This window comes from Mycolicibacterium vinylchloridicum, from assembly GCF_013404075.1.
Lineage (GTDB): Bacteria > Actinomycetota > Actinomycetes > Mycobacteriales > Mycobacteriaceae > Mycobacterium > Mycobacterium vinylchloridicum.
The window spans coordinates 318,481-344,381 of record NZ_JACBJQ010000001.1; the positions used below are offsets into that span (position 1 = coordinate 318,481).

The 25,901-nt window shown below is 66.6% G+C and carries 25 protein-coding genes; 14 read left to right on the top strand and 11 right to left on the bottom strand.

Annotated elements, in window-relative coordinates; translation table 11 throughout:
* Positions 1 to 12: 12 nt before the first annotated feature.
* The gene (locus HPC46_RS01620; protein WP_179466452.1) at positions 13 to 657 is read right to left on the bottom strand and encodes a TrmH family RNA methyltransferase; all 645 of its coding nucleotides are present in this window, start codon (positions 655 to 657) and stop codon (positions 13 to 15) included.
* 667 nt (positions 658 to 1,324) lie between these two features.
* Here HPC46_RS01620 and HPC46_RS01625 point away from each other — a divergent pair.
* From HPC46_RS01625 to HPC46_RS01635, 3 genes are read left to right on the top strand one after another with little or no spacing between them, the layout of a single operon-like run.
* Positions 1,325 to 2,080 carry a hypothetical protein gene (locus HPC46_RS01625; RefSeq protein WP_179466453.1) on the top strand — a complete coding sequence of 252 codons (756 nt, stop codon included), beginning with the start codon at positions 1,325 to 1,327 and terminating at the stop codon, positions 2,078 to 2,080.
* Positions 2,077 to 4,218 carry an Rv1355c family protein gene (locus HPC46_RS01630; protein ID WP_179466454.1) on the top strand — a complete coding sequence of 714 codons (2,142 nt, stop codon included), beginning with the start codon at positions 2,077 to 2,079 and terminating at the stop codon, positions 4,216 to 4,218. The genes HPC46_RS01625 and HPC46_RS01630 overlap by 4 nt, the downstream gene beginning before the upstream one ends.
* Entirely contained in the window at positions 4,218 to 6,071 is a 1,854-nt protein-coding gene (locus HPC46_RS01635) for a putative bifunctional diguanylate cyclase/phosphodiesterase (RefSeq protein ID WP_179466455.1), read from the top strand. Before HPC46_RS01630 ends, HPC46_RS01635 begins: the two co-directional genes overlap by 1 nt.
* 6 nt (positions 6,072 to 6,077) lie before the next feature.
* Here the strand turns inward: HPC46_RS01635 and HPC46_RS01640 are convergent, their stop codons facing one another.
* The 6 genes from HPC46_RS01640 to HPC46_RS01665 form a co-directional block, all read right to left on the bottom strand.
* The gene (locus tag HPC46_RS01640) at positions 6,078 to 6,845 is read right to left on the bottom strand and encodes an FAD-dependent oxidoreductase (RefSeq protein ID WP_179466456.1); all 768 of its coding nucleotides are present in this window, start codon (positions 6,843 to 6,845) and stop codon (positions 6,078 to 6,080) included.
* A gap of 4 nt (positions 6,846 to 6,849) precedes the next feature.
* Complete coding sequence (gene pyrE / locus HPC46_RS01645; protein WP_179466457.1) at positions 6,850 to 7,410, bottom strand: orotate phosphoribosyltransferase; 561 nt, start codon at positions 7,408 to 7,410, stop codon at positions 6,850 to 6,852.
* The gene (locus HPC46_RS01650) at positions 7,397 to 8,173 is read right to left on the bottom strand and encodes an SDR family NAD(P)-dependent oxidoreductase (protein ID WP_179466458.1); all 777 of its coding nucleotides are present in this window, start codon (positions 8,171 to 8,173) and stop codon (positions 7,397 to 7,399) included. The genes pyrE and HPC46_RS01650 overlap by 14 nt, the downstream gene beginning before the upstream one ends.
* A 17-nt stretch (positions 8,174 to 8,190) precedes the next feature.
* Positions 8,191 to 8,976 carry a trehalose monomycolate transport factor TtfA gene (gene ttfA / locus HPC46_RS01655; protein ID WP_179466459.1) on the bottom strand — a complete coding sequence of 262 codons (786 nt, stop codon included), beginning with the start codon at positions 8,974 to 8,976 and terminating at the stop codon, positions 8,191 to 8,193.
* Positions 8,977 to 9,054: 78 nt separating this feature from the next.
* Positions 9,055 to 10,428, bottom strand: a complete 1,374-nt coding sequence (locus tag HPC46_RS01660; protein ID WP_179466460.1) for an alpha/beta hydrolase domain-containing protein — start codon at positions 10,426 to 10,428, stop codon at positions 9,055 to 9,057.
* Positions 10,428 to 11,645 carry an FAD-dependent monooxygenase gene (locus tag HPC46_RS01665; RefSeq protein WP_179466461.1) on the bottom strand — a complete coding sequence of 406 codons (1,218 nt, stop codon included), beginning with the start codon at positions 11,643 to 11,645 and terminating at the stop codon, positions 10,428 to 10,430. The genes HPC46_RS01660 and HPC46_RS01665 overlap by 1 nt, the downstream gene beginning before the upstream one ends.
* An 84-nt stretch (positions 11,646 to 11,729) precedes the next feature.
* Between HPC46_RS01665 and HPC46_RS01670 the strand changes: the two genes are divergently transcribed.
* Positions 11,730 to 12,284: a TetR/AcrR family transcriptional regulator gene (locus tag HPC46_RS01670; RefSeq protein ID WP_179466462.1), complete on the top strand. Its 555-nt coding sequence runs from the start codon at positions 11,730 to 11,732 to the stop codon at positions 12,282 to 12,284.
* Positions 12,285 to 12,332: 48 nt separating this feature from the next.
* Here the strand turns inward: HPC46_RS01670 and clpB are convergent, their stop codons facing one another.
* Positions 12,333 to 14,879 (bottom strand): ATP-dependent chaperone ClpB, encoded by a 2,547-nt coding sequence (clpB, locus tag HPC46_RS01675; RefSeq protein ID WP_179466463.1) that lies wholly within the window; start codon positions 14,877 to 14,879, stop codon positions 12,333 to 12,335.
* 193 nt (positions 14,880 to 15,072) lie between these two features.
* On the opposite strand from clpB, the gene HPC46_RS01680 reads away from it, so the two are divergent.
* Positions 15,073 to 15,381: a hypothetical protein gene (locus HPC46_RS01680; RefSeq protein WP_179466464.1), complete on the top strand. Its 309-nt coding sequence runs from the start codon at positions 15,073 to 15,075 to the stop codon at positions 15,379 to 15,381.
* Positions 15,382 to 15,399: 18 nt separating this feature from the next.
* On the opposite strand, the gene HPC46_RS01685 is transcribed toward HPC46_RS01680, so the two are convergent.
* Positions 15,400 to 15,816, bottom strand: coding sequence for a hypothetical protein (locus tag HPC46_RS01685; RefSeq protein ID WP_179466465.1), 417 nt, complete (start codon positions 15,814 to 15,816; stop codon positions 15,400 to 15,402).
* Positions 15,817 to 15,877: 61 nt separating this feature from the next.
* Here HPC46_RS01685 and HPC46_RS01690 point away from each other — a divergent pair, with 61 nt between their 5' ends.
* The 9 genes from HPC46_RS01690 (at position 15,878) to HPC46_RS01730 (ending at position 24,246) form a co-directional block, all read left to right on the top strand.
* Positions 15,878 to 16,546 carry a GAP family protein gene (locus HPC46_RS01690; RefSeq protein ID WP_179466466.1) on the top strand — a complete coding sequence of 223 codons (669 nt, stop codon included), beginning with the start codon at positions 15,878 to 15,880 and terminating at the stop codon, positions 16,544 to 16,546.
* A 23-nt stretch (positions 16,547 to 16,569) separates the two neighbouring features.
* Positions 16,570 to 17,745 (top strand): FAD-binding oxidoreductase, encoded by a 1,176-nt coding sequence (locus tag HPC46_RS01695; protein WP_179466467.1) that lies wholly within the window; start codon positions 16,570 to 16,572, stop codon positions 17,743 to 17,745.
* 109 nt (positions 17,746 to 17,854) lie between these two features.
* Entirely contained in the window at positions 17,855 to 18,112 is a 258-nt protein-coding gene (locus HPC46_RS01700; RefSeq protein WP_233716140.1) for a hypothetical protein, read from the top strand.
* Between the two features lie 8 nt (positions 18,113 to 18,120).
* Positions 18,121 to 19,902 carry an acetate--CoA ligase gene (gene acsA / locus HPC46_RS01705; protein WP_179466469.1) on the top strand — a complete coding sequence of 594 codons (1,782 nt, stop codon included), beginning with the start codon at positions 18,121 to 18,123 and terminating at the stop codon, positions 19,900 to 19,902.
* Entirely contained in the window at positions 19,899 to 20,879 is a 981-nt protein-coding gene (gene pdhA, locus HPC46_RS01710) for a pyruvate dehydrogenase (acetyl-transferring) E1 component subunit alpha (protein ID WP_179466470.1), read from the top strand. The genes acsA and pdhA overlap by 4 nt, the downstream gene beginning before the upstream one ends.
* The gene (locus HPC46_RS01715) at positions 20,876 to 21,856 is read left to right on the top strand and encodes an alpha-ketoacid dehydrogenase subunit beta (RefSeq protein WP_179466471.1); all 981 of its coding nucleotides are present in this window, start codon (positions 20,876 to 20,878) and stop codon (positions 21,854 to 21,856) included. Before pdhA ends, HPC46_RS01715 begins: the two co-directional genes overlap by 4 nt.
* Positions 21,853 to 23,079, top strand: a complete 1,227-nt coding sequence (locus tag HPC46_RS01720) for a dihydrolipoamide acetyltransferase family protein (protein ID WP_179466472.1) — start codon at positions 21,853 to 21,855, stop codon at positions 23,077 to 23,079. Before HPC46_RS01715 ends, HPC46_RS01720 begins: the two co-directional genes overlap by 4 nt.
* Before the next feature lie 12 nt (positions 23,080 to 23,091).
* Positions 23,092 to 23,334 carry an acyl carrier protein gene (locus HPC46_RS01725; RefSeq protein ID WP_179466473.1) on the top strand — a complete coding sequence of 81 codons (243 nt, stop codon included), beginning with the start codon at positions 23,092 to 23,094 and terminating at the stop codon, positions 23,332 to 23,334.
* Between the two features lie 9 nt (positions 23,335 to 23,343).
* The gene (locus HPC46_RS01730; protein ID WP_179466474.1) at positions 23,344 to 24,246 is read left to right on the top strand and encodes an aldose 1-epimerase; all 903 of its coding nucleotides are present in this window, start codon (positions 23,344 to 23,346) and stop codon (positions 24,244 to 24,246) included.
* A 72-nt stretch (positions 24,247 to 24,318) separates the two neighbouring features.
* On the opposite strand, the gene HPC46_RS01735 is transcribed toward HPC46_RS01730, so the two are convergent.
* Positions 24,319 to 24,690: a heat shock protein transcriptional repressor HspR gene (locus tag HPC46_RS01735; protein WP_179466475.1), complete on the bottom strand. Its 372-nt coding sequence runs from the start codon at positions 24,688 to 24,690 to the stop codon at positions 24,319 to 24,321.
* Positions 24,690 to 25,868 (bottom strand): molecular chaperone DnaJ, encoded by a 1,179-nt coding sequence (gene dnaJ / locus HPC46_RS01740; RefSeq protein ID WP_179466476.1) that lies wholly within the window; start codon positions 25,866 to 25,868, stop codon positions 24,690 to 24,692. The genes HPC46_RS01735 and dnaJ overlap by 1 nt, the downstream gene beginning before the upstream one ends.
* Positions 25,869 to 25,901: the final 33 nt, after the last annotated feature.

Consider the following 25,901-nt stretch of genomic DNA (forward strand, 5'->3'; position numbering starts at 1 on the left):
GACAATCCTGCCCTACCAGGCCGCCGAGAGATCGGCCCATTGCCTGATCCAGGCGTGCATCGCGATGCCCGCGGCGACTGCGGCGTTGACGCTTCGGGTCGAGCCGAATTGCGCAATCGAGACCGTGATCGCCGCTCCCGACCGGGCCGCCTCGGAGATGCCCGGGCCCTCCTGGCCGAACACCATCAGGCAATCGCGCGGCAGCGTCGTCGTTTCCAGCGGGACCGCACCCGCGATGTTGTCGACGGCGACGACGGTCAGTCCGGTGCCGGCCGCGAACGCCAACAACTCGTCGGTGCTGTCGTGGTGGGCCAACCGTTGGTAGCGGTCGGTGACCATGGCGCCACGACGATTCCAGCGTCGGCGCCCCACGATGTGCACGGTGTCGACGGCGAAGGCGTTGGCCGTGCGGACCACTGCGCCGATATTGGCGTCGTTGCCGAAGTTCTCGATCGCGATGTGCAGCGCATGCCGCCGACGATCGATATCGGCGATGATCGCCTCTCGCGTCCAGTAGCGGTAGGCATCGACGACATTGCGAGTGTCGCCCTCGCGCAACAGTTCCGCGTCGTAACGAGGGTCGTCGGGCAGTTCACCCGGCCATGGCCCGACCCCGGGGGCGCCGGTGCTCCACTCGGTGGGGCCGCTGTCGGTCACGGGTCACCCAGAACGCTCATCACACCGCGGACGGTGTCAGCGCCACCGAGCGCAGCTCCACTATTGACGAGAACAAAAGCACCGTTGCTTCGGAGATCAGCAACCGAGACGTCCCGGCCCGACGACGTCACCGACTCCCCGGTGCAGGCCTGAGCGACTCCGCGACTGGATTTGCTGGACGAATGTGAGCACGCGGAGGTGCAGATCACACTGACGACCACCGGAAAGGCCGTTGCGGGAGGAACTATTTTTCGTCCTCGCACGCCACCGTAGCGGGACCGCAACGCCAGTGCGATACAGGTCACCCAACGCCCTTTCCGACCCCTAGGTCACACCCGGGACGTACTATCCGGCTTTCGACGCACCGGTAATAACAAATCGGTCTCCGACGATGACGAGTGTAGGGTCTCCCCCTCGGTCAACAGCAGCGCCGCCCTTGACCTGGAATGTTGTGCGCACAGATGTTCACGGAGGCGGTCATCGTGGCTGCAGTTCGAGGCTCATCCAAGCGGCTACCCCCCGGTAACCTGGGCTTTTCCAGCTAACGGCTGGAGTCTTGGAGCCATTCGGCGAGATACTGATATTTGCAAGTTCGAATAAATAGCGCCCGCGCAACCTCGGCGTCCACTGCGGAAACCCTATCCGCAGGCCGCCCGACAGATGGGAAATGATGAACGCTTCAGTGCTGGACTTCCCTGATCAGAAGCTCTACCACCTGCCGGAGACGATTAGCTGGCGCGACACGGACACGGGTTGCACGATCACCTGTGCCCAACCCGACAGCGAACCCGAGCTATGGGAAGACTACCTGCAGGGCGCCACTCGTAGCTACGAAAAGCACGGAGTCGAGGCGGCACTGGACCTCGAGTCGTTCGCCGACGGCCGCGACACGACCTTGTTCTACACCGCGGTCGACGACACCGGCCGGATGCTGGGCGGCCTTCGGGCCAAAGGCCCGTACTTCAGCGCCGACGAATCGCACGCGATCGTCGAGTGGGAGGGCCAGCCCGGCCAGGACACGGTCCGCAAGATGATCACCGACCGCCTGCCGTTCGGCGTGGTGGAGATGAAGTCGGCCTGGGTGAGTGACGACCCCGCGCGCAGCGGCGAGCTGACCCGCACCTTCGCCCGCACCGCCTTCCCGACCATGGAGCTGCTGGGCGCCCAATTCATCCTGGCCACCGCCGCCGCCCACGTGCTGGACCGGTGGAGCACCTCCGGTGGTGTGGTCGCCACCAAGATTCCGGCCGCGGCCTACCCGAGCGATCGCTACCGCACCAAGATGATGTGGTGGGATAGGCGCACGTTCGCCAACCACGCCGAGCCCCGGCAGCTGGCCAAAATCGTCAAGGAGATGCGCATGCTCGCGACGATCTCCGAGCAGTTCAGCGGCTTCGGCCTGCAGTACGGGAGTGGCATGTGAGTTTCGACGTCTCCGCCGATTCCGGCGCGGACGCGTACAACGCGCGAGTCCTGCTCAGCGACGATCCCCACGACGACCAAATACTGGCCCGGCTGCGCGAGAACCCGCGCACCGAATTCATCGACCGCTCCGCCGAATTCGATTCGGCACTGCGCGACCTCCGGCCCGCCGTCGAAGCCGAGCTGCTCGACGAGCCGACGCGCTGGGCGCACTACCCGTGGCGGCACGCCGTGATCGCGGTGCCCGGACCGCGCGCATTTCACCGCCTGCGGCTCGACCGCAGCCGCAACATGATCACCCTCGACGAGCAGCAGCGTCTGGCCGGACTGACCATCGGTGTCGTGGGGCTGTCGGTGGGCCACGCCATCGCACACACGCTGGCCGCTCAGGGCCTGTGCGGCGAGCTGCGGCTGGCCGACTTCGACGAGTTGGAGCTGTCCAATCTGAACCGGGTACCCGCAACCGTGTTCGACATCGGCGTGAACAAGGCCGTCGTCGCGGCTCGGCGCATCGCCGAGCTCGATCCTTATCTGCGGGTACGGGCGATGACCGACGGTCTGACCGTGGACACGATGGAAACGTTCCTCGATGGACTCGACATCGTGGTGGAGGAGTGCGACTCCCTCGACATCAAGGCGGCCCTGCGGGAGGCGGCCCGCGCCCGTCGCATTCCGGTGCTGATGGCCAGCAGCGACCGCGGGTTGATCGATGTGGAACGCTACGACCTCGAGCCCGACCGGCCGATCCTGCACGGGCTGCTCGGCGATATCGGCGTCGCCGAGCTGGCGGGCCTGAGCAGCGCCGACAAGGTGCCCTATGTGCTGCGCATCATCGACGCCGGTCGATTGTCCGACCGCGGCGCGGCCTCACTGGTCGAGGTCGGCCGCACGCTGTCGACCTGGCCGCAGCTCGCCGGGGACATCGCCGTCGGTGCGGCCACCGTGGCCGAGGCGGTGCGCAGGATCGGGCTCGGCGAACGCCTCCCGTCGGGCCGAATCCGGATCGACGTCTCGCACGCACTCGACGGCTTGACGGCGCCCGCGCCGGTGCCGGAACCGGCCGCATCCGTTCCCACCGAGTCGACCGGGCAGGCGGACTGCGCAGCTGCCGAAGCAGTAGCAGCAGCAGCGCGGCGCGCCCCGTCCGGGGGAAACATGCAGCCATGGAACATCGTGTCGCACAATGACTCGGTGATCGTCGAGCTGGACCCCAAATACACCTCGGCGATGGACGTCGCCTACCGGGGCAGCGCCGTGGCGATCGGGGCGGCCGCATTCAACGCACGGGTGGCGGCAGCCGAGTTCGGGGTGCTGGGTCCGGTCACCTTCACCGAGGACGACGAGCCCACCCCGCTGCGGGCGGTCGTCGAGCTGGCACCGGGCCGAGACGACACGCTGGCGGCGCTGTATGGACCGATGCTGGACCGCACGACGAACCGTCACCGCGGCACCCCGTCGCCGCTGACGACGGCGACGGTGACCGATCTGCACGCCGCTGCGCAGGCCGAGGGCGGGACGCTGCGGCTACTGACCGATCGCCCCGACATGGAGCGGGCGGCGGCGATCCTGGCCGCCACCGACCGGATTCGCTATCTGCAGCCGCGCCTGCACGCCGAAATGATGTCCGAGGTGCGCTGGCCCGGCGACGATGATTCCGACGGTCTTGACATCCGCGGCCTCGAGCTCGCCGCGGCCGACATGGCAACGCTGGAGATCCTCCGCCGTGGTGACGTGATGGCCCGTCTGGCGCAGTGGAAGGCCGGCGAGGCACTCGGTCAGGACGTCACCGAACGCGTGTTGTCCAGCTCGGCGCTGGGTGTCGTCACCGTCGCCGGCCATACCCTCACCGACTACGCCCGTGCCGGTGCCGCCGTCGAAGCGGTGTGGATTGCCGCTGCGCAGCACGGTCTCGGTGTCCAGCCGGTGTCCCCGGTCTTCCTCTACGCGCACGACGATCGGGATCTCGACGAACTCGCCGCAGAAAGCGTCGCGGAGCTCCGCCATCTGCAGGCTCAGTTCCGGGCGCTGACCGGAACCGGCCCGGACGAGGCCCAGGCACTGGTGCTGAGGTTCAGCCATGCCCCTAGTCCCTCGGTACGCAGTAGGCGTCGCACAGCCAGCGGGAGGACACTCGGGTAATGGCGCTCGACACCCTCGTCACGAGCGTGGCCACCAAGCTGATGGCAGCCACGTCGGCTACTTCGGCGCAGGTGAGCCAGGACGTGCTCGCCGACCTGGTGGCGTCCTTTGGTGTCGATTTCAGCTTCCTGCGTTACAACGACCATGCGATCCGCGCCACGAAGCTGATCGCCGAATGGCCGCCGCGGCCCGACGTTCCCGATCCCGACCCGCTCGGCATCGTCTACTTCGCCGACGCGGACCCGATTTTCGCCGCCGCGGAGACCGCCAAGGAACCGGTCTTCTTCTCCCCCGACCCGATTCCCGAGGACTCCAACGACTCCGACGACTACCAGCGCCGGGTGCAGGAGGCCAGCGGTGTCGCCCTTCCCTCGCTGGCGTCGGTGCCGCTGTTGTCCGGTGAAGTCACCACCGGAGCGCTGGGGTTCATCAAGATCGGTATCAAAACCTGGTCACCGGAAGAACTCAACGCGCTTAAGGCGATTGCGTCATTGTTCGCCCAGGTGCAGGCGCGCGTGGTCGCAGAGGATCAGCTGCGGTATCTCGCCGAGCATGACGATCTCACGGGATTGCACAACCGCCGCGCACTGCTGGCGTGTCTCGATGAAAGGCTCCGGGCGGGTCAGCCCGGACCGGTCTCAGCATTGTTTCTCGACCTCGACTGGCTCAAGGCGATCAACGATTATCTGGGCCACCACGCCGGCGACTGGTTCATCCAGGCGTTCGCCGAACGGCTGCGCGAGGAGACCGGCCAAGGGGATCTGATCGCCCGCCTCGGCGGTGACGAGTTCGTCGTCGTCCCGGCGGGGCCGATGGACGCCGACACCGCCCTGGCCCTGGCTCATCGACTGCAGGCAGTGCTGCGCGACCGGGTGACGATCGGCGGCGAGATGCTGACCCGTACCGTCAGTGCCGGTGTCGCACTGGGGGTTCCGGGCCGGGACACCACTTCGGATCTGCTCCGCCGCGCCGACCAGGCAGTGCTCAACGCCAAGAACGCCGGCGGCAACAAGATCGCGGTGTTCACCGATGAGATGTCGCTCAAGAGCGAATTCCGCAACGACATCGAGCTGCATCTGCAGAACGTGATCGACGCAGGAACACTGATCCTGCACTATCTTCCCGAGGTCGACATGCGCACCGGGGAAATCCTGGCGACCGAGGCGCTGGTGCGCTGGCAACACCCGACGCGCGGCCTGCTGTTACCGGATTCCTTCATCAATGTCGCCGAATCCATCAACCTGGCAGGCGAATTGGGGCGCTGGGTGATGCGCGCCGCCTGCAAGGAATTCAGCGGCTGGCAGGCCAGCGGTATCGGCAAGGATGCGGTGATCCGGATCAACGTCTCTCCGGTACAGCTGGTCACCGACGGGTTCGTCGAATCCGTCGCCGACACGATCGCCGAATTCAACCTCGACGCGAAGTCGGTATGCCTGGAGATCACCGAAAGCGTTGTCGTGCAGGACATCGAGACCACTCGCATCACCCTGGCCGGCCTCAAGGACGTTGGCGTCCAGGTCGCCATCGACGACTTCGGCACCGGCTACAGTGTGCTGACGCACCTGAAATCGCTCCCGGTGGACACTCTCAAGATCGACAAGGGGTTTGTGCTCGATCTCGGCACCAACCCGGAGGACCTGGCGATCGTGCGCGCGATCATCGCGCTGGCCGAGGCCTTCAACCTGGAGTTGGTGGCCGAAGGTGTCGAGTCACCTACCGCCGCGATGACCCTGCTGCAGCATGGCTGCCACCGCGCTCAAGGGTTCCTGCTGTCCCGCCCGGTGCCCGCCGATGCGATGGCCGAACTCTTCGCCAAGAAGATCATTCCGGTGGATTTCTCCTCGATGACCTGAGTCCGGTCAGGAACTGTGCAGCAGTTCGACGAGGCCGAATCGACTGGCGGTCCGACTCACCACAGCGACTTGCGCTGCGCCGTCGGACAACTTCTTTTGAATCGGCCAATCACCCGAGTCGGGAATCGGCCCGATCGACAGTGCGACACCTACGACCGCACGCACCAGCCGCGGTCCGGACGGCGTGGACAGCTCCGCACCCGCCACGCGCCCGTATTCGAATATCAGCCGCTGCAATGCCGTACCGGTATCGTCGAGCAACCCCCGCTCATCAGCCTGTCCGCGCAACCACTCGGCCAGTTCCGCACCAAGACAGTCCGTTTCGGGCCGAAAGTCGCCGAGCACCGCCACCCTGATGGTCTCACCGGCACTGTGCATCGACGTCATCCCATCGGGCACCTGGCTGTAGACGACGCCGAACGGCGAAGCCACACAGCGTGCCGAGAAGTCCCGTAACCGCGAGCCGAAGAACGGCTCGATGGTGGCCTTGCGGTCCTTGTTGACCACCACCGGTTTGGCATACGCGACAGCCAACCGCAGATCTCGATCCACCGCCGGCCCCAGGTCCTCGGTCATCGACACCAGATAGGCGGCGGTATCGGGATCGATTGCGTCTGAAGACAACTCCGCATCGGCGAGCTCGACATCGAGGTCGAGGTCCGCACACCAGATGGCGTGGGCCAGCGCGCCAAGACCGGCGCCGGCGCAGATCACGTCGACAACGTCATCCCATTGGTATTCCGAAGCCTCGAGCGGCTCTTCGTCAATTCTCACTGCGTCAGGACGTCTGCAGCCCGAGGTCGGCCAGGCCCAGCACGCTGCGGTAGGGAAACCCTTCGGCCTCGATCGCCTCGGCCGCCCCGGTATTCCGGTCGACCACCGTCGCGACACCCACGACCGTGGCGCCCGCTTCGAGCACCGCATGCACGGCGGTCAAGGCCGAACCGCCGGTCGTACTGGTGTCCTCGACCACCAGCACCCGCTTGCCCGCCACGTCGGCACCTTCGATGAGGCGTTGCATCCCATGGCTTTTGAGCGCCTTACGCACCACGAAAGCGTCGATCGGGCGGCCTGGCGCATGCATGATCGCGGCGGCCACCGGGTCGGCACCCATCGTCAGTCCGCCGACCGCCGCGTAGTCCCAGTCGGCGGTGAGCTCACGCATCAGCCGCCCGATCAGCGGCGCGGCCTTGTGGTGCAGGGTCGCTCGCCTCAGGTCGACGTAATAGTCGGCCTCCTTGCCGGAGGACAAGGTGACCCGGCCGAACACCACCGACAGCTGGCGGACCAGCTCGGCGAGTTCGGCGCGGTCGGCGACATTGAGGTCAGGTGCGCCCACGACTTCGTCCTGTTCTGTTGTTGACCGCGCGGACCACCCTGCGCGGGACCAGCCGGCCGACCGTGGTCAGCACCTTGTACTGCAGGCCGGGAATGCTGATGATCTTGCCCTTGGCCACATCGGCGAGGCTCTCCGCGACCACGTCGTCGACGCCCAGCCACATGATGTCGGGGATCGACGCCATGTCGATGCCGGCGCGCTCGTGGAATTCGGTGTGGACGAATCCGGGGCACACCGCGTGGATACTCACGCCGGTCCCGGCCAGCCCGTTGGCCAGCCCCTCAGTGAATGACACCACCCACGCCTTGGACGCCGAGTACGTGGACCCGCGACCCGACAGCAGTCCGGCGACGCTGGCGATATTGATCACCGTGCCGCAACCGGCGGCGATCATCGGCGGCAGAGCCGCGCGGGTGAAGTGCATGACGGCGGTGACGTTGACATCGAGTTGCGCCTGCAACTGATCGGGCACGGCGGTCCAGAACTCGCCGGAGGTGCCGAATCCGGCGTTGTTGACCAGCACCTGCACCCCGGCTGCCAGCCGGTCGGCCACTCCTGCCCGGTCAGCGGCCTCGGTGAGGTCGGCCGGTAACACCTCGACCTCGACGCCGTTGGCAGCCCGCAGCTCGGCGGCCAGGTCCTGTAGTCGCTCGACATTGCGTGCGACCAGGACCAGGTCGTAGCCGTCACGCGCGTAGCGGCGGGCATAACCCGCGCCAAGGCCTGCGGTAGGCCCGGTGATCAGCGCGACAGGACGGGACACCCCGAGACCCTATCGGCTCAGCGCTGGTAGTTGGGAGCCTGTGTGCCAGCCTGACTGGCACTGCGCGGCTGCTGCGGACGCAGCGGCGGCGGGACCTCGGCGCGTCCGGGCGGCAGCTCGCCGCGGCCGGCGGGTGCCAGGGGGCGGCCCGGGGACGCGTTGCGGCGCCCGGCTGACTGGGGCAGCGCGGGCTGCGCGGTCGGCGGCAGTACCCGCAGCAGGTCGTTGAACTGCCGCACAGTCCGCAGACCCTCATCCCACTGGGCGCGGGTCGAGGAGATCGGCATGGACACCAGCGTCCAGTTCTGTTCGTTCCACATGATTTCGGCGCAGTCCGGCGCGGTGTGGGCGAAGGTGACCATCCGGCGGTCGCACGCCCGGCGGGCGGCGTCGAGGTTGGTCGAGTAGACCATCCGCGGGCCGATGGCGCCCAACAGCCAGATGTCGCTCTCGCGCGGCTCGGCGATGCCCTTGAGCCGCAGGTCCATCACGACATTGGTGCCGACCTTGCGGTGCAGGGCGATCACGGTGGCGACGTCCTCGAGGTCGAAGATGTACACCGCCTCACCGCGGATCTGACCCAGCACCACATTCCGGGCGGTGACATCGCCGACGGTCGACATCACGCCGCGTTTCCAGCGGTCGATGATCTCGGTGGACTCGGGTTCGAAGTCGAACCCGTGCGACCGCGCCCAGGACTTGCGGCGGCGGCCCAAGCCACGTCGACGGCCGATGTCGACGTACAACAGCACCGCCGCACCCACGAAGCAGAGCGCGGACAGCGTGAACCAGAACGGAACCATTAGACGTAGCGTATCTGTTCACTGCCCGGTTGCGAGAACTCCAGCAGGTCACAAGCCCATTACGTGCCGCTATCTTGCTCAGTTGGCGATCTGGTCACCGACCGAGAAGCTCGCTGCCGCGAGGTCGAGGATTTCCTGACGGTCGGCCGCCAACACGAACCCGGCGCCGATCGCCTGGTCCAGTGCCGCGGCGAAGCGCGCCAGATACTCGGTCCGCCCGCCGGGATATAGCCTGGCCAGCGTCTCGGCGTCGAACGGCTCACCTGACCCGAAGATCGCGAGCAGCACGTTGTCTCCCGCGCTGGCACCCGACGTCCGGGCGGTCGGGACGTCCACCCAGGGAGTGCGCAAGCCGCCGGTGGCGAGGCCGTTCGCATCGACGACGATCTCGGGCGGGTCGGCATCGGTCAGGTCGATCGGCGGCGCACTCGGCGCCGGCCGCCCGGTCCGCACCCAGTCGTGCAGTCCGGCCACCGCGGCTTGCAGCACGTAGTGGTGCTGCGGCGCGAAGTTGATGCAGTGCGGCAGCTGCTGACCCATCAGCTCATTGGTCGGCGCGTAGGCCGCCACGATCTGATCCAGCGGCACCGCGCCGGTGTCGATGAAGCCCACCTTGATCGTGTAGTTGTCGCCGTGCGCCGAGCCGGGGATCTCCCAGACGCGCAGCGTGTCGGTATCCGGAACGCGGGCGTGGACGTAGCCGAGCAGCCGCGCGCCGAGCAGGTCGGTTTCGGTGATGACGGCCAGCACCGGCACTCGCAGGTCCGCGCGGAACGGCACCGGTCGGGTGTGGAATTCACCAGATTCATCGAGCAGGGACGTGCCGTCCAGCGGGGCCGCCGACCCGAACCGGGAGTGGATCAGGAAACCGTCATAGACACCGGCACCCGGGTCGACGTCGTTGACGTAGGTGGTCAGGAAGGTGGCCGACTGTGACTCCCCCGCAGCGAGCACGAACTGCGGTGTCAGACCGTCGATCACACCGGCGCGCACGGCGCGGCCAACCTGCGTGAAGATGTCGTAGGCGAAGCTGTCACCCGGATGGTGAAGGCTTGAATATCGTTGTGGATCAAGGGTTTTCAGCGACGCATCGCCAACAAGACTCAGGCCGCCCTCGACCCCGACACGCTGAGCGGATACGACGACGTACGCGTAGCCGGCACGCACGATCTCCCGGTGGGCCATGAACCAGACGGCGGGCGCGTCGATCCCGCCGCTGACATTGAGCCATTCGACGATGACGGTGCCGTTCCAGGCAGCCTCGTCGATCGGCTGCAGGACCACGATGCGGGTGGTGTATTCGGCGGTCGTCGGCGGGTTGTACGAAGAGGCTGTGCCGGCAACGAAATATTCGTCGGCGCGGTAGCCGACGGTGGCCAGGTCGTAGGCCCCGGTCAGGAGGTTCGGTTTTCCGGGGACCGCGCTGATGACGGGGTTGATGGTCGGCACCATCAATCAATAGCAGAGGCCGGCACCGGGTAGTCGGGATATCCCATGGCGTCGTACAGCCGCACCCCCTTGTTGTTGAGCTTGGCGACGGCCCTGCTCAGACCGGCCGGCAGCGTATCGAGAACGCGGCCCGCGGTGACCAGCCCCCACACCCCGAACTCCGATCGCGGCACGAGCGTCTTGGCCACGGTGCGGGCGAACGCCCGGCTGTGCCGCACCGGGTCGGCCATGACCCGCTCATAGGCGGCGAAGGCCGCCACGTGGTCGCCGCCGGCCCGCTCGAGTTCACCGGCCAGCACATAGGCGCCCAGTACCGCCAGGCTGGTGCTGCCCCCGACGGCCGGCCCCGGGCAATAGCCGGCATCGCCGACGAGGGTGACGCGACCGCGCGACCAGCTGGTCATTTCCAGTTGGGTGATCGAGTCGAAGTAGAACGTGCCCGGCCCGTCGAGTTCACCCAACCAGCGATCGACAACCGGGTTCAGGCCGGCGAATTGGGTGCGCAGCAGGGCACGCTGGCGGGCGTCGTCGCGGTGGTGATAGTCCAGCGGGGCGTCGGGACGGAACAGGAACACCGCACGCGCATCGTCGAGGTGATCGGCGGTATAGATCGCCGCCCACCGCTTGGCGTCCAGGAAGTTGGTCATTTCGCCATCGCGCGCAAAGGTTTTCGGCACCGACAGCACGGCGAGATAGCCGCCGAGGAACCTGCTGTGCCCGGCGTCGGGGCCGAAGACGAGTTGCCGCACTCCTGAATGCAGGCCGTCGGCGCCGACGATCACGTCGTAACGGCGCTGCGCCGAGCGGGCGAAGTCGACGGCGCCGTCGTCGGCGATCGCGGTGATCTGGTCGCCGAACAGGTACTCGATATCGTCCCGACCCGCGTCGTAGTAGATCTGGCTGAGGTCGTCGCGCATGATCTCGACGTGCCGGTCGGATATGACGCCGACGAGTTTCAGATAGTCGACGTCGACCGGCGGCCGCCCGTTGGTGCGCTGCAGGATCATTCGGGTGGTACCGGTGGCGCGCCCCTTGACCTTGTCGATCACGCCCATCTGTTCGGAGATCTCCATCGCCGGCCGGAAGAGGTCGACGGCGTGGCCGCCCGTCTTTCGCAGTGCGGGTGCGCGTTCGACGACCGTCACGTCGAACCCGCGGCGGGTGAGCCAGTAGGCCAGTACCGGTCCGGCGATGCTGGCGCCCGAGATGAGTACGCGCATGGCGACCTCCATTCCACTTACTTAACGGTCGGTAAGTATATCGGTCGCGAGCTTACTTAACAATCGGTCAGTTAGGGTGGCTACGTGAGCAGGCCCGTGTCAGGAACCCGTGAACGGATCCAGGATGTCGCCCGCGAACTGTTCGGCCAGAAGGGTGTGCAACGGACCAGTCTGCAGGACATCGCCGATCGGCTCGGCATCACCAAGCCCGCGCTGTACTACCACTTCAAGTCCCGCGAAGACCTGGTTCGCAGCATTCTGCAACCGCTGATCGACGAGGGCGAGCGCTTCGTCACCGAGCAGGAGAACCGCGCGCCGACCGCCCGGGCCACGCCTCGCGAACTGCTCGAGGGCTACTTCGACTTCCATTACCGCCACCGGGCCGACCTGATGCTGGTGGTGACCGAGTTGACCACACTGGCTGACCTCGGATTGATCGACACACTGCTGGCATGGCGAGAGCGGCTGTGCCGGTTGGTGTTCGGACGGCGACCTACCCTCGAGCAGTCGGCGCGCGGTGTCATCGCGTTCGGCGGTCTGCAGGACTGCTGTCTGCAATTCCCCGACACCCCATACCGGCGGCTACGCGAGGCCACCGTCACCGGTGCGCTCGCGGCGCTGGGCCTGCCCGACACTTAACGCGTAGGGTCCCCACACCTTTGGTGCGGGGACCCTACGTCGTGAGACTCAGCCCAGGATCAGGTGTTCACCGTCCGGACTGACGTTGACCGGCACCACGTCGCCGTCGTGCACCTCACCGGCGAGCAACAGCTTGGCCAACTGATCGCCGATGGCCTGCTGCACGAGCCGCCGCAGCGGCCGAGCGCCGTACAGCGGATCGAACCCACGGTCGGCCAGCCACTTCTTGGCCTGCAGCGACACCTCCAATTCCAGGCGACGCTGACGCAGGCGCTTCTGCAGCTGCGCCAACTGGATATCCACGATCTGGACCAGCTCGTCGGGGTTCAGCGCGTCGAAGATGAGCACATCGTCGAGGCGGTTGATGAACTCCGGCTTGAAGGCCGCGCGCACCGCCGCCATCACCTGCTCCTCGGTACCACCCGACCCCAGGTTCGAAGTCAAGATGAGGATCGTGTTGCGGAAGTCGACCGTGCGGCCCTGGCCGTCGGTCAGCCGTCCCTCGTCGAGAACCTGCAGCAGCACGTCGAACACGTCCGGGTGAGCCTTCTCGACCTCGTCGAACAGCACCACCGTGTAGGGGCGACGTCGCACCGCCTCGGTCAGCTGACCGCCCTGGTCGTAGCCGATGTAGCCGGGCGGAGCACCGACAAGCCTTGCCACCGAATGCTTTTCGCCGTACTCGCTCATGTCGATGCGAACCATCGCCCGCTCGTCGTCGAACAGGAAGTCGGCCAGCGCCTTGGCCAGCTCGGTCTTACCGACACCGGTCGGACCGAGGAACAGGAACGAGCCCGTCGGCCGGTTCGGGTCGGCGACACCGGCACGCGAGCGCCGGACCGCGTCGGAAACCGCTTGTACCGCCTTCGTTTGGCCGACAACCCGTCGACCGAGCTCTTCCTCCATGCGCAGCAGCTTGGCGGTCTCGCCTTCGAGCATCCGGCCGGCGGGGATGCCGGTCCACGCCGACACCACGTCGGCGATGTCATCGGGTCCGACCTGCTCCTTGAGCATGACGGCCTCGCGGGCCTCGACCTGCGGAAGTGCCGCGTCGAGCTTCTTCTCCACCTCGGGGATGCGCCCGTAGCGCAGCTCGGCGGCCTTGGCGAGGTCACCGTCGCGCTCGGCCCGATCGGCCTCGCCGCGCAGCACCTCGAGCTGCTCCTTGAACTCACGCACGATGTCGATGGCGTTCTTCTCGTTCTGCCACCGGGTGGTCAGCTCGGCCAGCTTCTCCCGAAGGTCGGCCAGCTCGGCACGCAGCTTCTCGAGGCGCTCCTTGGAAGCAGCATCCTCTTCCTTGGCCAGCGCCATCTCCTCGATCTCCAACCGGCGGACCAGCCGTTCGACCTCGTCGACCTCGACGGGGCGGGAGTCGATCTCCATGCGCAGTCGCGAGGCGGCCTCGTCGACCAGGTCGATGGCCTTGTCCGGCAGGAACCGGCTGGTGATGTAGCGGTCGGACAGGGTGGCGGCCGCAACCAGCGCCGAGTCGGTGATCTGCACGCCGTGGTGCACCTCGTAGCGGTCCTTGAGACCGCGCAGGATGCCGACGGTGTCCTCGACCGAGGGCTCGCCGACCAGCACCTGCTGGAAGCGGCGCTCGAGTGCGGCGTCCTTCTCGATGTACTTGCGGTACTCGTCGAGGGTCGTCGCACCGACCAGCCGCAGTTCGCCGCGGGCCAGCATCGGCTTGATCATGTTGCCGGCGTCCATCGCGCCTTCGCCGGTGGCGCCGGCGCCGACGATGGTGTGCAGCTCGTCGATGAACGTGATGATCTGCCCTGCCGAGTTCTTGATGTCATCGAGGACGGCCTTGAGCCGCTCCTCGAATTCACCGCGGTACTTGGCACCGGCGACCATCGAGCCGAGATCCAGTGAGATGACGGTCTTGTCGCGCAGGCTTTCCGGCACGTCGCCGGCCACGATGCGCTGGGCCAGTCCCTCGACGATCGCGGTCTTACCCACGCCGGGCTCACCGATGAGCACCGGGTTGTTCTTGGTGCGGCGGCTCAGCACCTGGATGACGCGGCGAATCTCGTTGTCACGCCCGATGACCGGGTCGAGCTTGCCTTCCCGGGCACGCGAGGTCAGGTCGGTGGAGTACTTCTCCAGCGCCTGGTAGCTGGCCTCGGGATCCGGGCTGGTGACCCGGGCGCTGCCGCGGACCTTTGCGAACGCCTCACGCAGAGCCTGCGGGGAGGCGCCGTGTCCGGTGAGCAGCTTGGCCGTGTCGGAGTCACCGGTGGCCAGGCCGACCATCAGGTGCTCGGTAGAGACGTATTCGTCGTCCATCTCGGTGGCCAGCTGCTGGGCGGCGGTGATGGCCGCCAGCGACTCGCGCGAGAGCTGGGGTTGGGAGGTCGCACCACTGCTCGATGGCAGCCGGTCGACCAGGCGCTGGGCCTCGGTGCGGATGGTGGCGGGATCGACACCGACAGCCTCGAGCAGCGGCGCAGCGATGCCGTCGGCCTGCGTGAGCAGCGCCAACAGCAGGTGGGCGGGCCTGATCTCCGGGTTGCCGGCCGCACTGGCAGCCTGCAACGCGGCGGTCAGCGCCGCCTGAGTCTTGGTTGTCGGGTTGAAAGAATCCACGACACCTCACTTTCGGTCAGGCCGTGCCCGCGGACAGTCGGAAGGGCACGGCAAAATGCTTGTCGCCTTCTTCAACATCGTCAAGGTTGAGTCTGTTCCGCTCAACTTAAACTTTTCTGAACCCTCTTCGCGAGGGGCTTTCGGCCTTGATTTCGGGGTATACCGCCCCGATATTCGAACATATGATCGATACATGGGGGACTTGGCGTCGATCGGCTACAACGGTCAGCCCGTCCGTGACCCGTTCAGATCGGTGCGCCCGCCCATCCCGGTGCTGATCGACCTCACCGTGCTGTTTCCCCGCGAGCCTCATCGGTCGGGGCGCTATCACCCGCACGGTCTGCAGATGCACAAGGTCGTCACCGGAACCCTGAGTTGTTGGGGCATCTGCGAGCAGGGCGACTGGTGGGGGTTGGTGACCTACGAGATCGCGTACGGATCACGCCGAAAGGCGGTGACGCACTGGGTGCCGGCCTGGACGTTGCGACGCAAGCCGGGCTGACTCGACGACCGTCAGAGCTTAGGTACGCCCGGCGTTCGGCGGGGACGTCGTGGCGTACGGATTGGTCAGGGTGACCGTCGTCGTGGGAGTGGAGTCGTCCGTCTCCGGTGGGCTCGTCAGCTCGCCCGCGGTGTCCAAAGGCGACGTCGGCGTCGGCGAAGCCGGAGTCGGATTCATATCGGTGGTCGAGATCCGCGGCGAGGTCGTGCGCGATGTCGTAGACGTCTTACGAGATGTCGTCGTCGGCGTTGTGCTGATCGCCGGCGCATACGTTCCTGGCGAGTCACGTCGCTGCGAGCTGTCCGCGGTGTCCATGACTGCCCACACCAACATCACCAACAGCAGTACCGCTGCGACCCCCGAGACGTAGATCAAGGTGTTCTGCTGGCCATCGTGGCCGCCATCACCCTTTTCTTCGTCGGCATCGTTGCCCACGGGCAGAGATAGTACGGTCAGCCGTGGCCGCGCGTTGTCCGACTATCGCCAGGAGGCACCTGTGACGACCAGTCTGGGCTCAGAACTGATCGAATTGATCCCCCTGGCGCTCGTCATCACGCTGTCCCCGCTGACGATCATCCCGGGCATCCTCATGCTGCACACGCCCTCACCCCGCCCCACCAGCATGGCGTTCTTGCTGGGCTGGGTGCTGGGTATCGGCGCACTCACCGCGGGGTTCGTGCTGGTGTCCGACGCTCTGGGCGGACTGAACAAACAGCCGACGTGGGCGCCCTACGTTCGGATCGCAGTCGGCGGGGCGCTGATCGTGTTCGGTCTCTACCGATGGTTCACCCGCAAGCGCGCAGAACACACGCCCGGCTGGCTGACGTCGATGACCACCATCAGGCCCGCCCGTGCCTTCGTGACCGCGATCGTGTTGGTGGTGGTCAACCCCAAGGTGCTGTTCATGTGCGCCGCGGCCGGCCTGGCGATCGGATCGGCGGGCCTGGGCACCACCGGGGCCTGGACGGCTGACGCGGTGTTCACCGCCATCGCGGCGTCATCGGTGGCGCTGCCGGTGCTGGCCTACCTGGTGGCCGGCGAGCGTCTGGACGAACCGCTGAACAAACTGAAGAACTGGATGGAGGCCCAGCACGCGACGCTCGTCGCCGTGATCCTGGTCGTGCTCGGTGTCATGGTGTTGTACAAGGGCATTCACGGCCTGTAGCCGACACGCCTAAAATCGCCGCCGTGGGCCTGGAGGATCGCGACGCGCTGCGGGTGCTGCAGGCTGCGTTCGAAGAGTCCGCGGCCCCTGAGTCCGCGTCCGACGAACTGCTCCGCCGCTTCTACACCCGGTGGTTCGCCCTGGACCCCGAAGTGCGTGACCACTTCCCGCCCGAGCTGGCACCGCAGCGCGCGGCGTTCGGCCAGGCGATGCATTGGGTGTTCGGCGAATTCGTCGCTCAACGCGCCCATGAGCCGGTGGCGTTCCTCGCCCAGCTGGGCCGCGATCACCGGAAATACGGTGTAACCCAACAGCATTACGACAGCATGCGGCAGGCCTGGTACTCCACGATGCGCAGCCATCTGATCGACAGTTGGACCGCGGCGGTCGACGACGCCGCCAGCCAGGCCATCAATCTGATCACCGGCATCATGGCCGGCGCGGCCGACGCCGAGGACGGACCGGCCTGGTGGGACGGCACCGTCGTCGAACACCACCGGGTGTCGCGCGATATCGCCGTCGTCCGCCTGCGCCTGGATCGGCCGATGCCCTATCACCCGGGTCAGTACGTCAACGTCCAGATCCCGCAGTGGCCGCGGCGCTGGCGGTTTCTGTCCCCGGCCATGCCCGCAGACCCCGACGGCTACATCGAGTTCCATGTCCGCGTCGTGTCGGGCGGCATGGTCAGCAATTCGATGGTGACCGAAACCCGGCCCGGCGACCGGTGGCGGCTGTCCAGCCCACACGGGGCGATGGAGGTGGATCGCGACGGCGAGGACGTCCTGATGGTGGCGGGCAGCACCGGGCTGGCGCCGCTGCGCGCACTGATCATGGACATGTGCCGGTTCGGGGAGAACCCGCGGGTGCATGTGTTCTTCGGTGCCCGCTATCCATGCGAACTCTACGACCTGCGGACGCTGTGGGAGATCGCCGCCTCCAGCCCCTGGCTGTCGGTCTCACCGGTGTCGGAGTATGCCGGCGACCCGCCCTGGGCGGCCGACTATCCCGACGTTTCGCCCCCTCGCGGCCTGCATGTCCGCCAGACGGGGCGACTACCCGATGTGGTGACCAAGTACGGCGCATGGGGGGATCGCCAGATCCTGATCTGCGGCGGGCCCGCCATGGTGCGCGCCACCTATGAGGCATTGGTCGCCAAGGGAGCGCCGCCCGAGCGCATACAACACGACCCCCTGGCCTGACCCCGATCGAGCACGACCTTTGCACCAAGTTCTGTGACTTTCGTCCCTTTCGGACCGACGGAGCTGAGACGACCATCTGTTCTTGGGGTGGCAGTGAGGGATTGTGATGATGACGACTGCCGGACCGACCGACGAGACCGACGAGTGTGAACTCGACACCGTCGCTTGGGAATTCCTGTGTTCGCCCTACACCGGGCGCATCTACTGGGACTGGTCCCTGGAACGACGACTCGACGCGTACCTGCACCATGAAGACCGTGCGGACATCCTGAAAAGCGGTGCCGTCTACGCGACCCTGCTCGACCGGGTGATGGCCAATCTGGGGCGGGCCCGCCGTGACGGCATAATCGCCCCACCGCACGTCTGAAGAACGCCATGGACGTCATCAGCAAAGGTGCGGAGGACCTGAAGGTCGCTCCCAATCTCACCGACTATGCGCGAACGTGCGCGACATTCACCTGGTCGGACGTGCCCGACCTGTGTGCCGGGATGGGTGGCGGCTGCAACATCGCCTACGCCGCCGTCGACCGGCACGCCACAGGCCCCGACGCCGGCCGTACCGCGCTGCGCTTCATCGCCGACACTCCCGCCGCCGCGGCGCTCAGCACCCATGACGTCAGCTACGCCGAGCTGGGCAGGCTGACCCGCACGTTCACCAACGTGTTGCGCGGTCTGGGAATCGGCAAGGGCGACCGCGTCTTCGTGATCATGGGCCGCGTCCCCGAGCTCTACATCAGCATGCTCGGTGCACTTCGCAATGGCAGCGTCGTCTCGCCGCTGTTCTCCGCATTCGGTCCTGAGCCCATCGCCACCCGAGTCAACATCGGAGCCGCCGATGTGCTGGTGACCACCGCAGCCATCTACAAGCGCAAGATCGCCAAGATCCGCGATCAGCTGACGTCGGTCAGACATGTTCTGGTGGTCGGCGACGACCTGGCCGGTACCGAGAATTTCCATCGGCTCATGGACGCTGCCGACGACATCGCGCCGATCGAGCACACCACCGCCGACGACCCGTCGCTGCTGCACTTCACCAGCGGCACCACGGGAACCCCTAAGGGCGCTCAGCACATTCACGGTGCAGTGGCGATGCACTATATCACCGGACGCTATGCCCTCGACCTTCATCCTGACGACATCTATTGGTGCACAGCAGATCCGGGATGGGTGACCGGGACCTCCTATGGGATCATCGCCCCGCTGCTGCACGGCGTCACCTCGATCATCGACGAGGCCGAGTTCGACGCACAGCGGTGGTACCGAATTCTGCAGGACCAGCAGGTGACAGTGTGGTACACCGCGCCGACGGCGATCCGAATGCTCATCAAAGCCGGCCAGGAGCTGCCCGCGCAGTACCACTTCCCACATCTGAGGTTCATCGCCAGTGTGGGTGAGCCGCTCAACGCCGAGGCGGTCTGGTGGGGAAAGCGGGTGCTGGGCTTGCCGATTCACGACAACTGGTGGCAGACCGAGACCGGCGGCATCATGGTCGCCAACACCCCGGCCTTCGACATCAAGCCGGGTTCGATGGGCCGGCCGCTGCCGGGAGTCGACGCCTGCGTGGTGCGCCACGACGAGTCCGGCGCGGTCAGTGTGGTCAGCGAGCCCGACGTCGAGGGCGAACTGGCGCTGCGCGTCGGCTGGCCGTCGATGTTTCGCGGCTATCTGCACCAAGACGAGCGCTACCGCAGAAGTTTCGTCGGCGACCTGTACCTGTCGGGCGATCTGGTCAAGCGCGATGCCGACGGCTACTTCTGGTTCGTGGGACGGGCCGACGACGTCATCAAGTCCTCCGGGCATCTGATCGGGCCCTTCGAAGTGGAGAACGTGCTGACCGACCATCCCGCGGTCGCCGAGGCAGCAGTGATCGGCAAGCCCGACCCCACCTATGGCGAACTGGTCAAAGCCTTCGTCACACTCAAGACAGGCCACATCGGCGACGACGACCTGCGCCGCGAGTTGATGGGACACGCGCGGAAGCGTTTGGGAGCGGCGGTGGCCCCCAAGGAGATCGACTTCGTCGACGCACTTCCGCACACTCGGTCGGGCAAGATCATGCGCAGGCTACTCAAGGCCCGCGAGCTGGGGTTGCCCGAAGGGGACACCTCGACAGTGGAGACCACCGCCGCCCAGCACGGCAGCGAGGTGCCGGCATGACCGACCGAGAGTTGGCGCGCGGTCTGCTCTCGGACATGATCCGGGTCCGCCGGATGGAAGAGAAATGTGCCGAAATGTACAGCGCGGCAAAGATCCGCGGCTTCCTGCATCTCTACGTCGGCGAGGAGGCGGTGGCCACGGGATCACTGCGGGCCCTGGGCCCTGACGACGCGGTGGTGACGACCTATCGGGACCATGCCCACGCGCTACTTCGTGGCATTCCGATGACCAAGATCATGGCCGAGATGTACGGAAAGGTGCAGGGCTGCTCAGGCGGACGCGGTGGATCCATGCACCTGTTCGACGCCGAGCGCCGGTTCTACGGCGGCAACGCCATCGTTGCCGGCGGCCTGCCGCTGGCAGCCGGACTGGCGTTCGCCGACGCGCAGCTGGGTCGAAAGAACGTCACCGCTTGCTATTTCGGCGAAGGAGCGACCGCAGAGGGCGCGTTTCACGAGTCCATGAACATGGCCGAGCTGTGGCAGCTGCCGGTGCTGTTCTGCTGTGAGAACAACCGGTACGCGATGGGAACGGTGATCGACCACGAGCTGTCCCAGCCGGATCTGGTGGCCAAGGCGGCGTCCTACCGCGTGCCCGGCGCATCGGCCGACGGTATGGATGTGCTGGCCTGCCACACCGTCACGCAACAGGCGGTCGAACACATCCGCACCGAAGGCGGACCGTTCTTCATCGAGTTCCGCACCTACCGTTTCCGTCCGCACTCGATGTTCGATCCCGAACTCTATCGGGAGAAATCCGAAGTCGAGGAGTGGCGCAAGCGCGACCCGATCCATCTCTTCGGCGACAAGTGCCTGGCTGACGGCACTCTCACCGCCGAGGACATCGCCACCATCCGGGCGGCCGCCGAGACCGAGGTGGCCGAGGCGGTCGCCTACGCCGAGGCGGGCACCTGGGAAAGCGTCGACGACCTCGCTCGGCATCTGATGTCACCGGCGACCACGGACATCCTCTCATGAAAACGACCTACCGCAACGCCGTTCATGACGCGATTCGCCATGCGATGCAACAGGATTCCCGCGTCTTGTTGATGGGTGAGGACGTCGGCGCCTATGGCGGAACCTACGCTGCTTCGAAGGGACTTCTCGAGGAGTTCGGCCCCGAACGGATCAGGGACACCCCGTTGTCGGAATTGGGTTTCGTCGGCATCGGAGTGGGCGCGGCCCTCGGTGGATTGCGCCCGATCGTCGAAGTCATGACGGTGAACTTCAGCCTGCTCGCGCTTGACCAGATCCTCAACACCGCTGCCGCACTGCGGCACATGTCCGGCGGCCAGTTCTCCGTTCCGCTGGTGGTGCGGATGGCCACCGGCGCTGGGCGCCAACTCGCCGCCCAGCACTCGCACAGCCTGGAAGGCTGGTACGCGCACATCCCCGGCATCAAGGTGCTGGCGCCGGCCACGGTCGCCGATGCCTACGGCATGCTGCTCACCGCGCTGGCCGACCCGGACCCGACCGTCATCTTCGAACACGTCCAGCTGTACAACACATCGGTCGACGTCGACACCCTCGAGCCGACCGACATCACCCGGGCTGCGGTGCGGCGCAGCGGATCCGACGTCACCCTGATCACCTACGGCGGCTGCCTGCCGAAGACGCTGGACGCCGCCGACCAGCTCTCGCTCGCGGGAATCGACTGTGAGGTGATCGATCTGCGGGTACTGCGGCCGCTGGACGACGAGACGATCCTGGAATCAGTGCGCAAGACGCACCGGGCCGTCGTCGTCGACGAGATGTGGCGTACCGGCAGCTTCGCCGGTGAGATCAGTGCGCGCATCGTCGAGGGCGCGTTCTACGATCTCGACGCCCCGATCGCCCGGGTCTGCACGGACGAAGTGCCGATCCCGTACGCCAAGCACCTCGAGGAGGCGGCGCTGCCGCAACCCGACAAGATCGTCGCCGCCGCACGTGGCTTGTTCGGGGTGGAGGAACAGTGATCGAGTTCACGATGCCCGCCCTTGGCGCGGACATGGACGAAGGCACCCTCGACGAGTGGCTGATCAAACCCGGCGACACGGTCACGCGCGGGCAGATCGTCGCCGTCGTCGAAACCACCAAGGCCGCAGTGGAAATCGAGTGCTGGCACGAGGGCGTAGTCAACGAGCTACTTGTCCCGGTCGGGCAGACGGTGGCCGTCGGCGCACCATTGGCAACCCTGGTGGAGCCCGGTGAGGCGGTGCCACCGCGCACCGCCTCACCGGCTGCCACGCCCGTCCCCGCCGCGCACACCGACCCGCGCACCGTCGCGCAGCCATCCGCCATCGCGGCGCCCATCGGTCATCGGCTGTGGGTGTCCCCAGTGGCCCGGCGGACGGCGGCCGCGCTCAACGTCGATCTGCAAGCCGTCACCGGAACCGGCCCCCAAGGGGCGATCACGCTGAGCGATGTCGAGCATGCCGCGGCCACCAGGCATCACGCCGAGCCCAAGCCCGCCGCGGCCGCCGCGCCCGCCGCGAGTTCGGAACCGAAGTCCGCCGCCGAGAAGGCCAAGGAGCGCGGTGCGGCCATGCGCGCCTCGATCGCCGCGGCGATGAGCCGGTCCAAACGCGAGATTCCGCACTACTACCTGGCCGACGAAGTCATCCTGGACACGGCGCTGGCCTGGCTGACCGAACAAAATATGAACCGGCCGATCACCGAGCGATTGCTGCCGGCCGTGTTGCAGCTCAAAGCAGTGGCACTGGCCGCGCAACGGTTCACCGAGTTCAGCGGGTTCTGGCGCGATGAAGGCTACGAACCGCACCCGGCTGTGCATGTCGGCGTGGCGATCTCGCTGCGCGGCGGCGGGCTGGTGGCCCCGGCGATCCACGACGTGGCCGAAAAGAAGCTCGACGAGTTGATGGCTGACCTGACGGATTTGGTTGCCCGGGCCAGGGCCGGCTCGCTGCGCAGCTCGGAGATGTCGGACCCGACCATCACCGTCACCAACCTGGGTGACAAGGGTGTCGACTCGGTGTTCGGCGTCATCTACCCGCCACAGGTCGCCATCGTGGGGTTCGGCCGGCCAGCACAGCGCGTCATTGTGGTCGACGGTGGCATCCGGGTCGCCACGACGGTGCAGGCCAGTCTGGCCGCAGATCATCGCGCCAGCGACGGCCATCGGGGCGCGCTGTTCCTGGCCGAAGTCAACCGGCTGTTGCAGCAGCCTGACGAGTTGTAGAAGGGGATCGACATGAGCGATACCGGAATCCGCGATCAGGTTGTCGACGAACTGCTGGCGATCGCACCGGAGATCGAAGAGGGTGAGCTGTCCGATACTGAATTGCTGCGTGATCAAGTCGACCTCGACTCGATGGACTGGCTGAACTTTCTGGTCCGGTTGCACAAGCGCTTCGAGGTCGACATCCCGGAGTCGCAGTACGCCTCGCTGCGCACGATCGAGGATCTGACGAACTACATCGGCGCGCAGCGCTAGACTCCGACGGTGGCCGAGCTGCCGTCTGTCGTTCTAAAAGATCCGTCTTCCCCACTGACCGCCACCTACGTGCCGTCGGCGGGGATGATCTGCACCTCGCTGTCCGACGACGGGGTCGAACTGCTGGGGCAGCGCCGCGGGCTTGCCGCCTACCTGTCAGACGCTAAGACGATGGGTATCCCCATCCTGTACCCCTGGGCGAATCGGTTGGGCGCCAACGGATATGATGTCGACGGCGGCGCGGTGACCCTGACCCCCGGGGTGGGCGGCGTTCGCACCGACGCGAACGACCTGCCGATTCACGGCGTGCTCTCCGCCTACCCGGGCTGGGTGATCACCGAGCAGTCCGAGAACCGGTTGACGGCCGAGCTCGACTTCGGCAGCCGGCCGGCCTTGCTGGCCGTCTTTCCGTTCCCTCACGTCGTCACGCTCGACGCCACGCTGGCCGACCGGGTTCTCATCGTGACGACAACCGTCACGCCGACGACGGCGGTATCGGTGCCGCTGTGCTACGGCTTCCATCCGTACTTCACCATTCCCGGCGTTCCCCGATCGGAGTGGACACTGCAGACTCCGCGGCTTCGCCGCCTACTGGTGGACGAGCAGGGCATTCCGACCGGAGATTTTGAGGTCTGGCCCGCCTTCTCGGAAAGCTTGGGCAACAAGATATTTGACGACGGCTTTGACGAGGTTTCGCCCGGCGCGATCTTCACGCTCGCGGGCGGTGACCGTCGTCTCGACGTGGTCATGGACCAGGGTTATCCGGCGGCGCAGATCTTCGCCCCGGCCACCGATGATCTGATCGCGATCGAGCCGATGGCCGCGCCCACCAACGCATTACGCGCGGGTGGCTACCGCTCGGCCCAACCCGGACAGCCCGACGTCGCGGTGTTCACCGTTCGCGTCGCCTAATCGCCCAAACCGACGATTCGCCGCGAAAGTCCGAGTAGATCCCAGCATTTCGTCGATCTCGGCACGAGATCGTCAGCGGCGCGGCTTCCAGACCACCAGCGCCGTGCTCTTCGGTACGACCGCCAGATCGCGACGCTGGTTGTTGCGCAACGACTCCAGCTCGCGCATCATCTCTTCGACGCGGGACTGCAGCGCCTCGACCTGATTGGTCAGCTCGATGATCCGCTTGATCCCGGCCAGGTTGACGCCCTCGTCCTGGGAGAGCCGCTGCACCTCGCGCAGCAGCTCGACGTCGCGTTCCGAATACCGCCGTCCCCCACCGGAACTGCGCTGGGGGCTGACCAGACCGAGCCGATCGTAGGTGCGCAGCGTCTGCGCATGCATGCCGGCCAGCTCGGCGGCCACCGAAATCAAAAACGTCCGTGCTTCGTCTGCCGCGGCCATCAGCGATTACCTGCCCATCCGGCGCGCGGGTCGAAACCACTGGCCCGCTCGGCGGTCGCGTAAGCCTCCAACGCCTCCAGCGCCTGGCCTTCGAGGTTGGGCGGCACGGCGACCTTCACGGTGACCAACAGGTCGCCGTGGCCGCCGTCGCGCTTGGGCACACCGCGCCCGCGCACCCGCAGGATCCGGCCGTCCGCAGTGCCCTTGGGCACCCGCACACCGACCTTACCCTCCAGGGTCGGAACGGAAAGCGTTGTCCCCAAAGCCAGTTCGGTGAAACTCACCGGAACCGTCACGGTCAGGTCATCGCCGTCACGGCCGAATACCTTGTCCGGCCGCAAGTGCACAGTCACGTACAGATCGCCTGAGGGCGCACCGCGCAGCCCGGCTTCACCCTGACCGGCCAGCCGAATGCGCTGGCCGTCCTCGACGCCCGCGGGGATACGAACGTTGATCGTGCGGGTCCGGGTGGTCGCCCCGGTGCCGTGGCACTCGTCGCAGGGGTTCTCGATGATCGAGCCACTACCCCGGCAGTCGGTGCACGGCTCGGAGAACCCGAACGCGCCCTGGTTGCGGTTGATCACCCCGGAGCCGTTGCACGACGGGCACACCTTCGGGCTGGTGCCCGGACGTGCGCCGCTGCCATGGCAATTCGTACACGGCGCAGGGCTGGTCAGCCTCAGAGCGACCTGAGCACCCTTCGTCGCCTCCAGGAAGTCGAGTTCGGTCTCGGTCTCGAGGTCCTTACCGCGCCGCGGCCGGCTGGGCCGCGGCGGGGCGCCACGGCCGAACAGGCCACCGAACAGGTCGCCGATGTTCGTCCCGCCGGTTTGGCCGGCGTTGTCGAACAGATCGTTCAGGTTGAACTCGCCGCCGTCGGAGCCATAGCTACTGAAGCCGCCGAAACCACCGCCGTTGCCGCGACGACCGAAGCCGCCGCCGGCGAACATCCGCCTGGTCTCGTCGTACTCCTTGCGCTTGGCCGGATCCGTCAGCACGTCCCGGGCTTCGCCGACTTCCTTGTAGCGCTCGTCGGCCGTCTTGTTGTCCGGGTTGCGGTCAGGGTGATTCTCGGCGAGCAGCTTGCGGGCCACCCGCTTGATCTCGTCCTCGCTGGCGTCGGAGGAGACGCCGAGCACCTTGTAGAAATCCTTCTCAACCCATTCCCGTTGAACCATGCCGCGTCACCTCCTCTGCACCAATTGTCATGC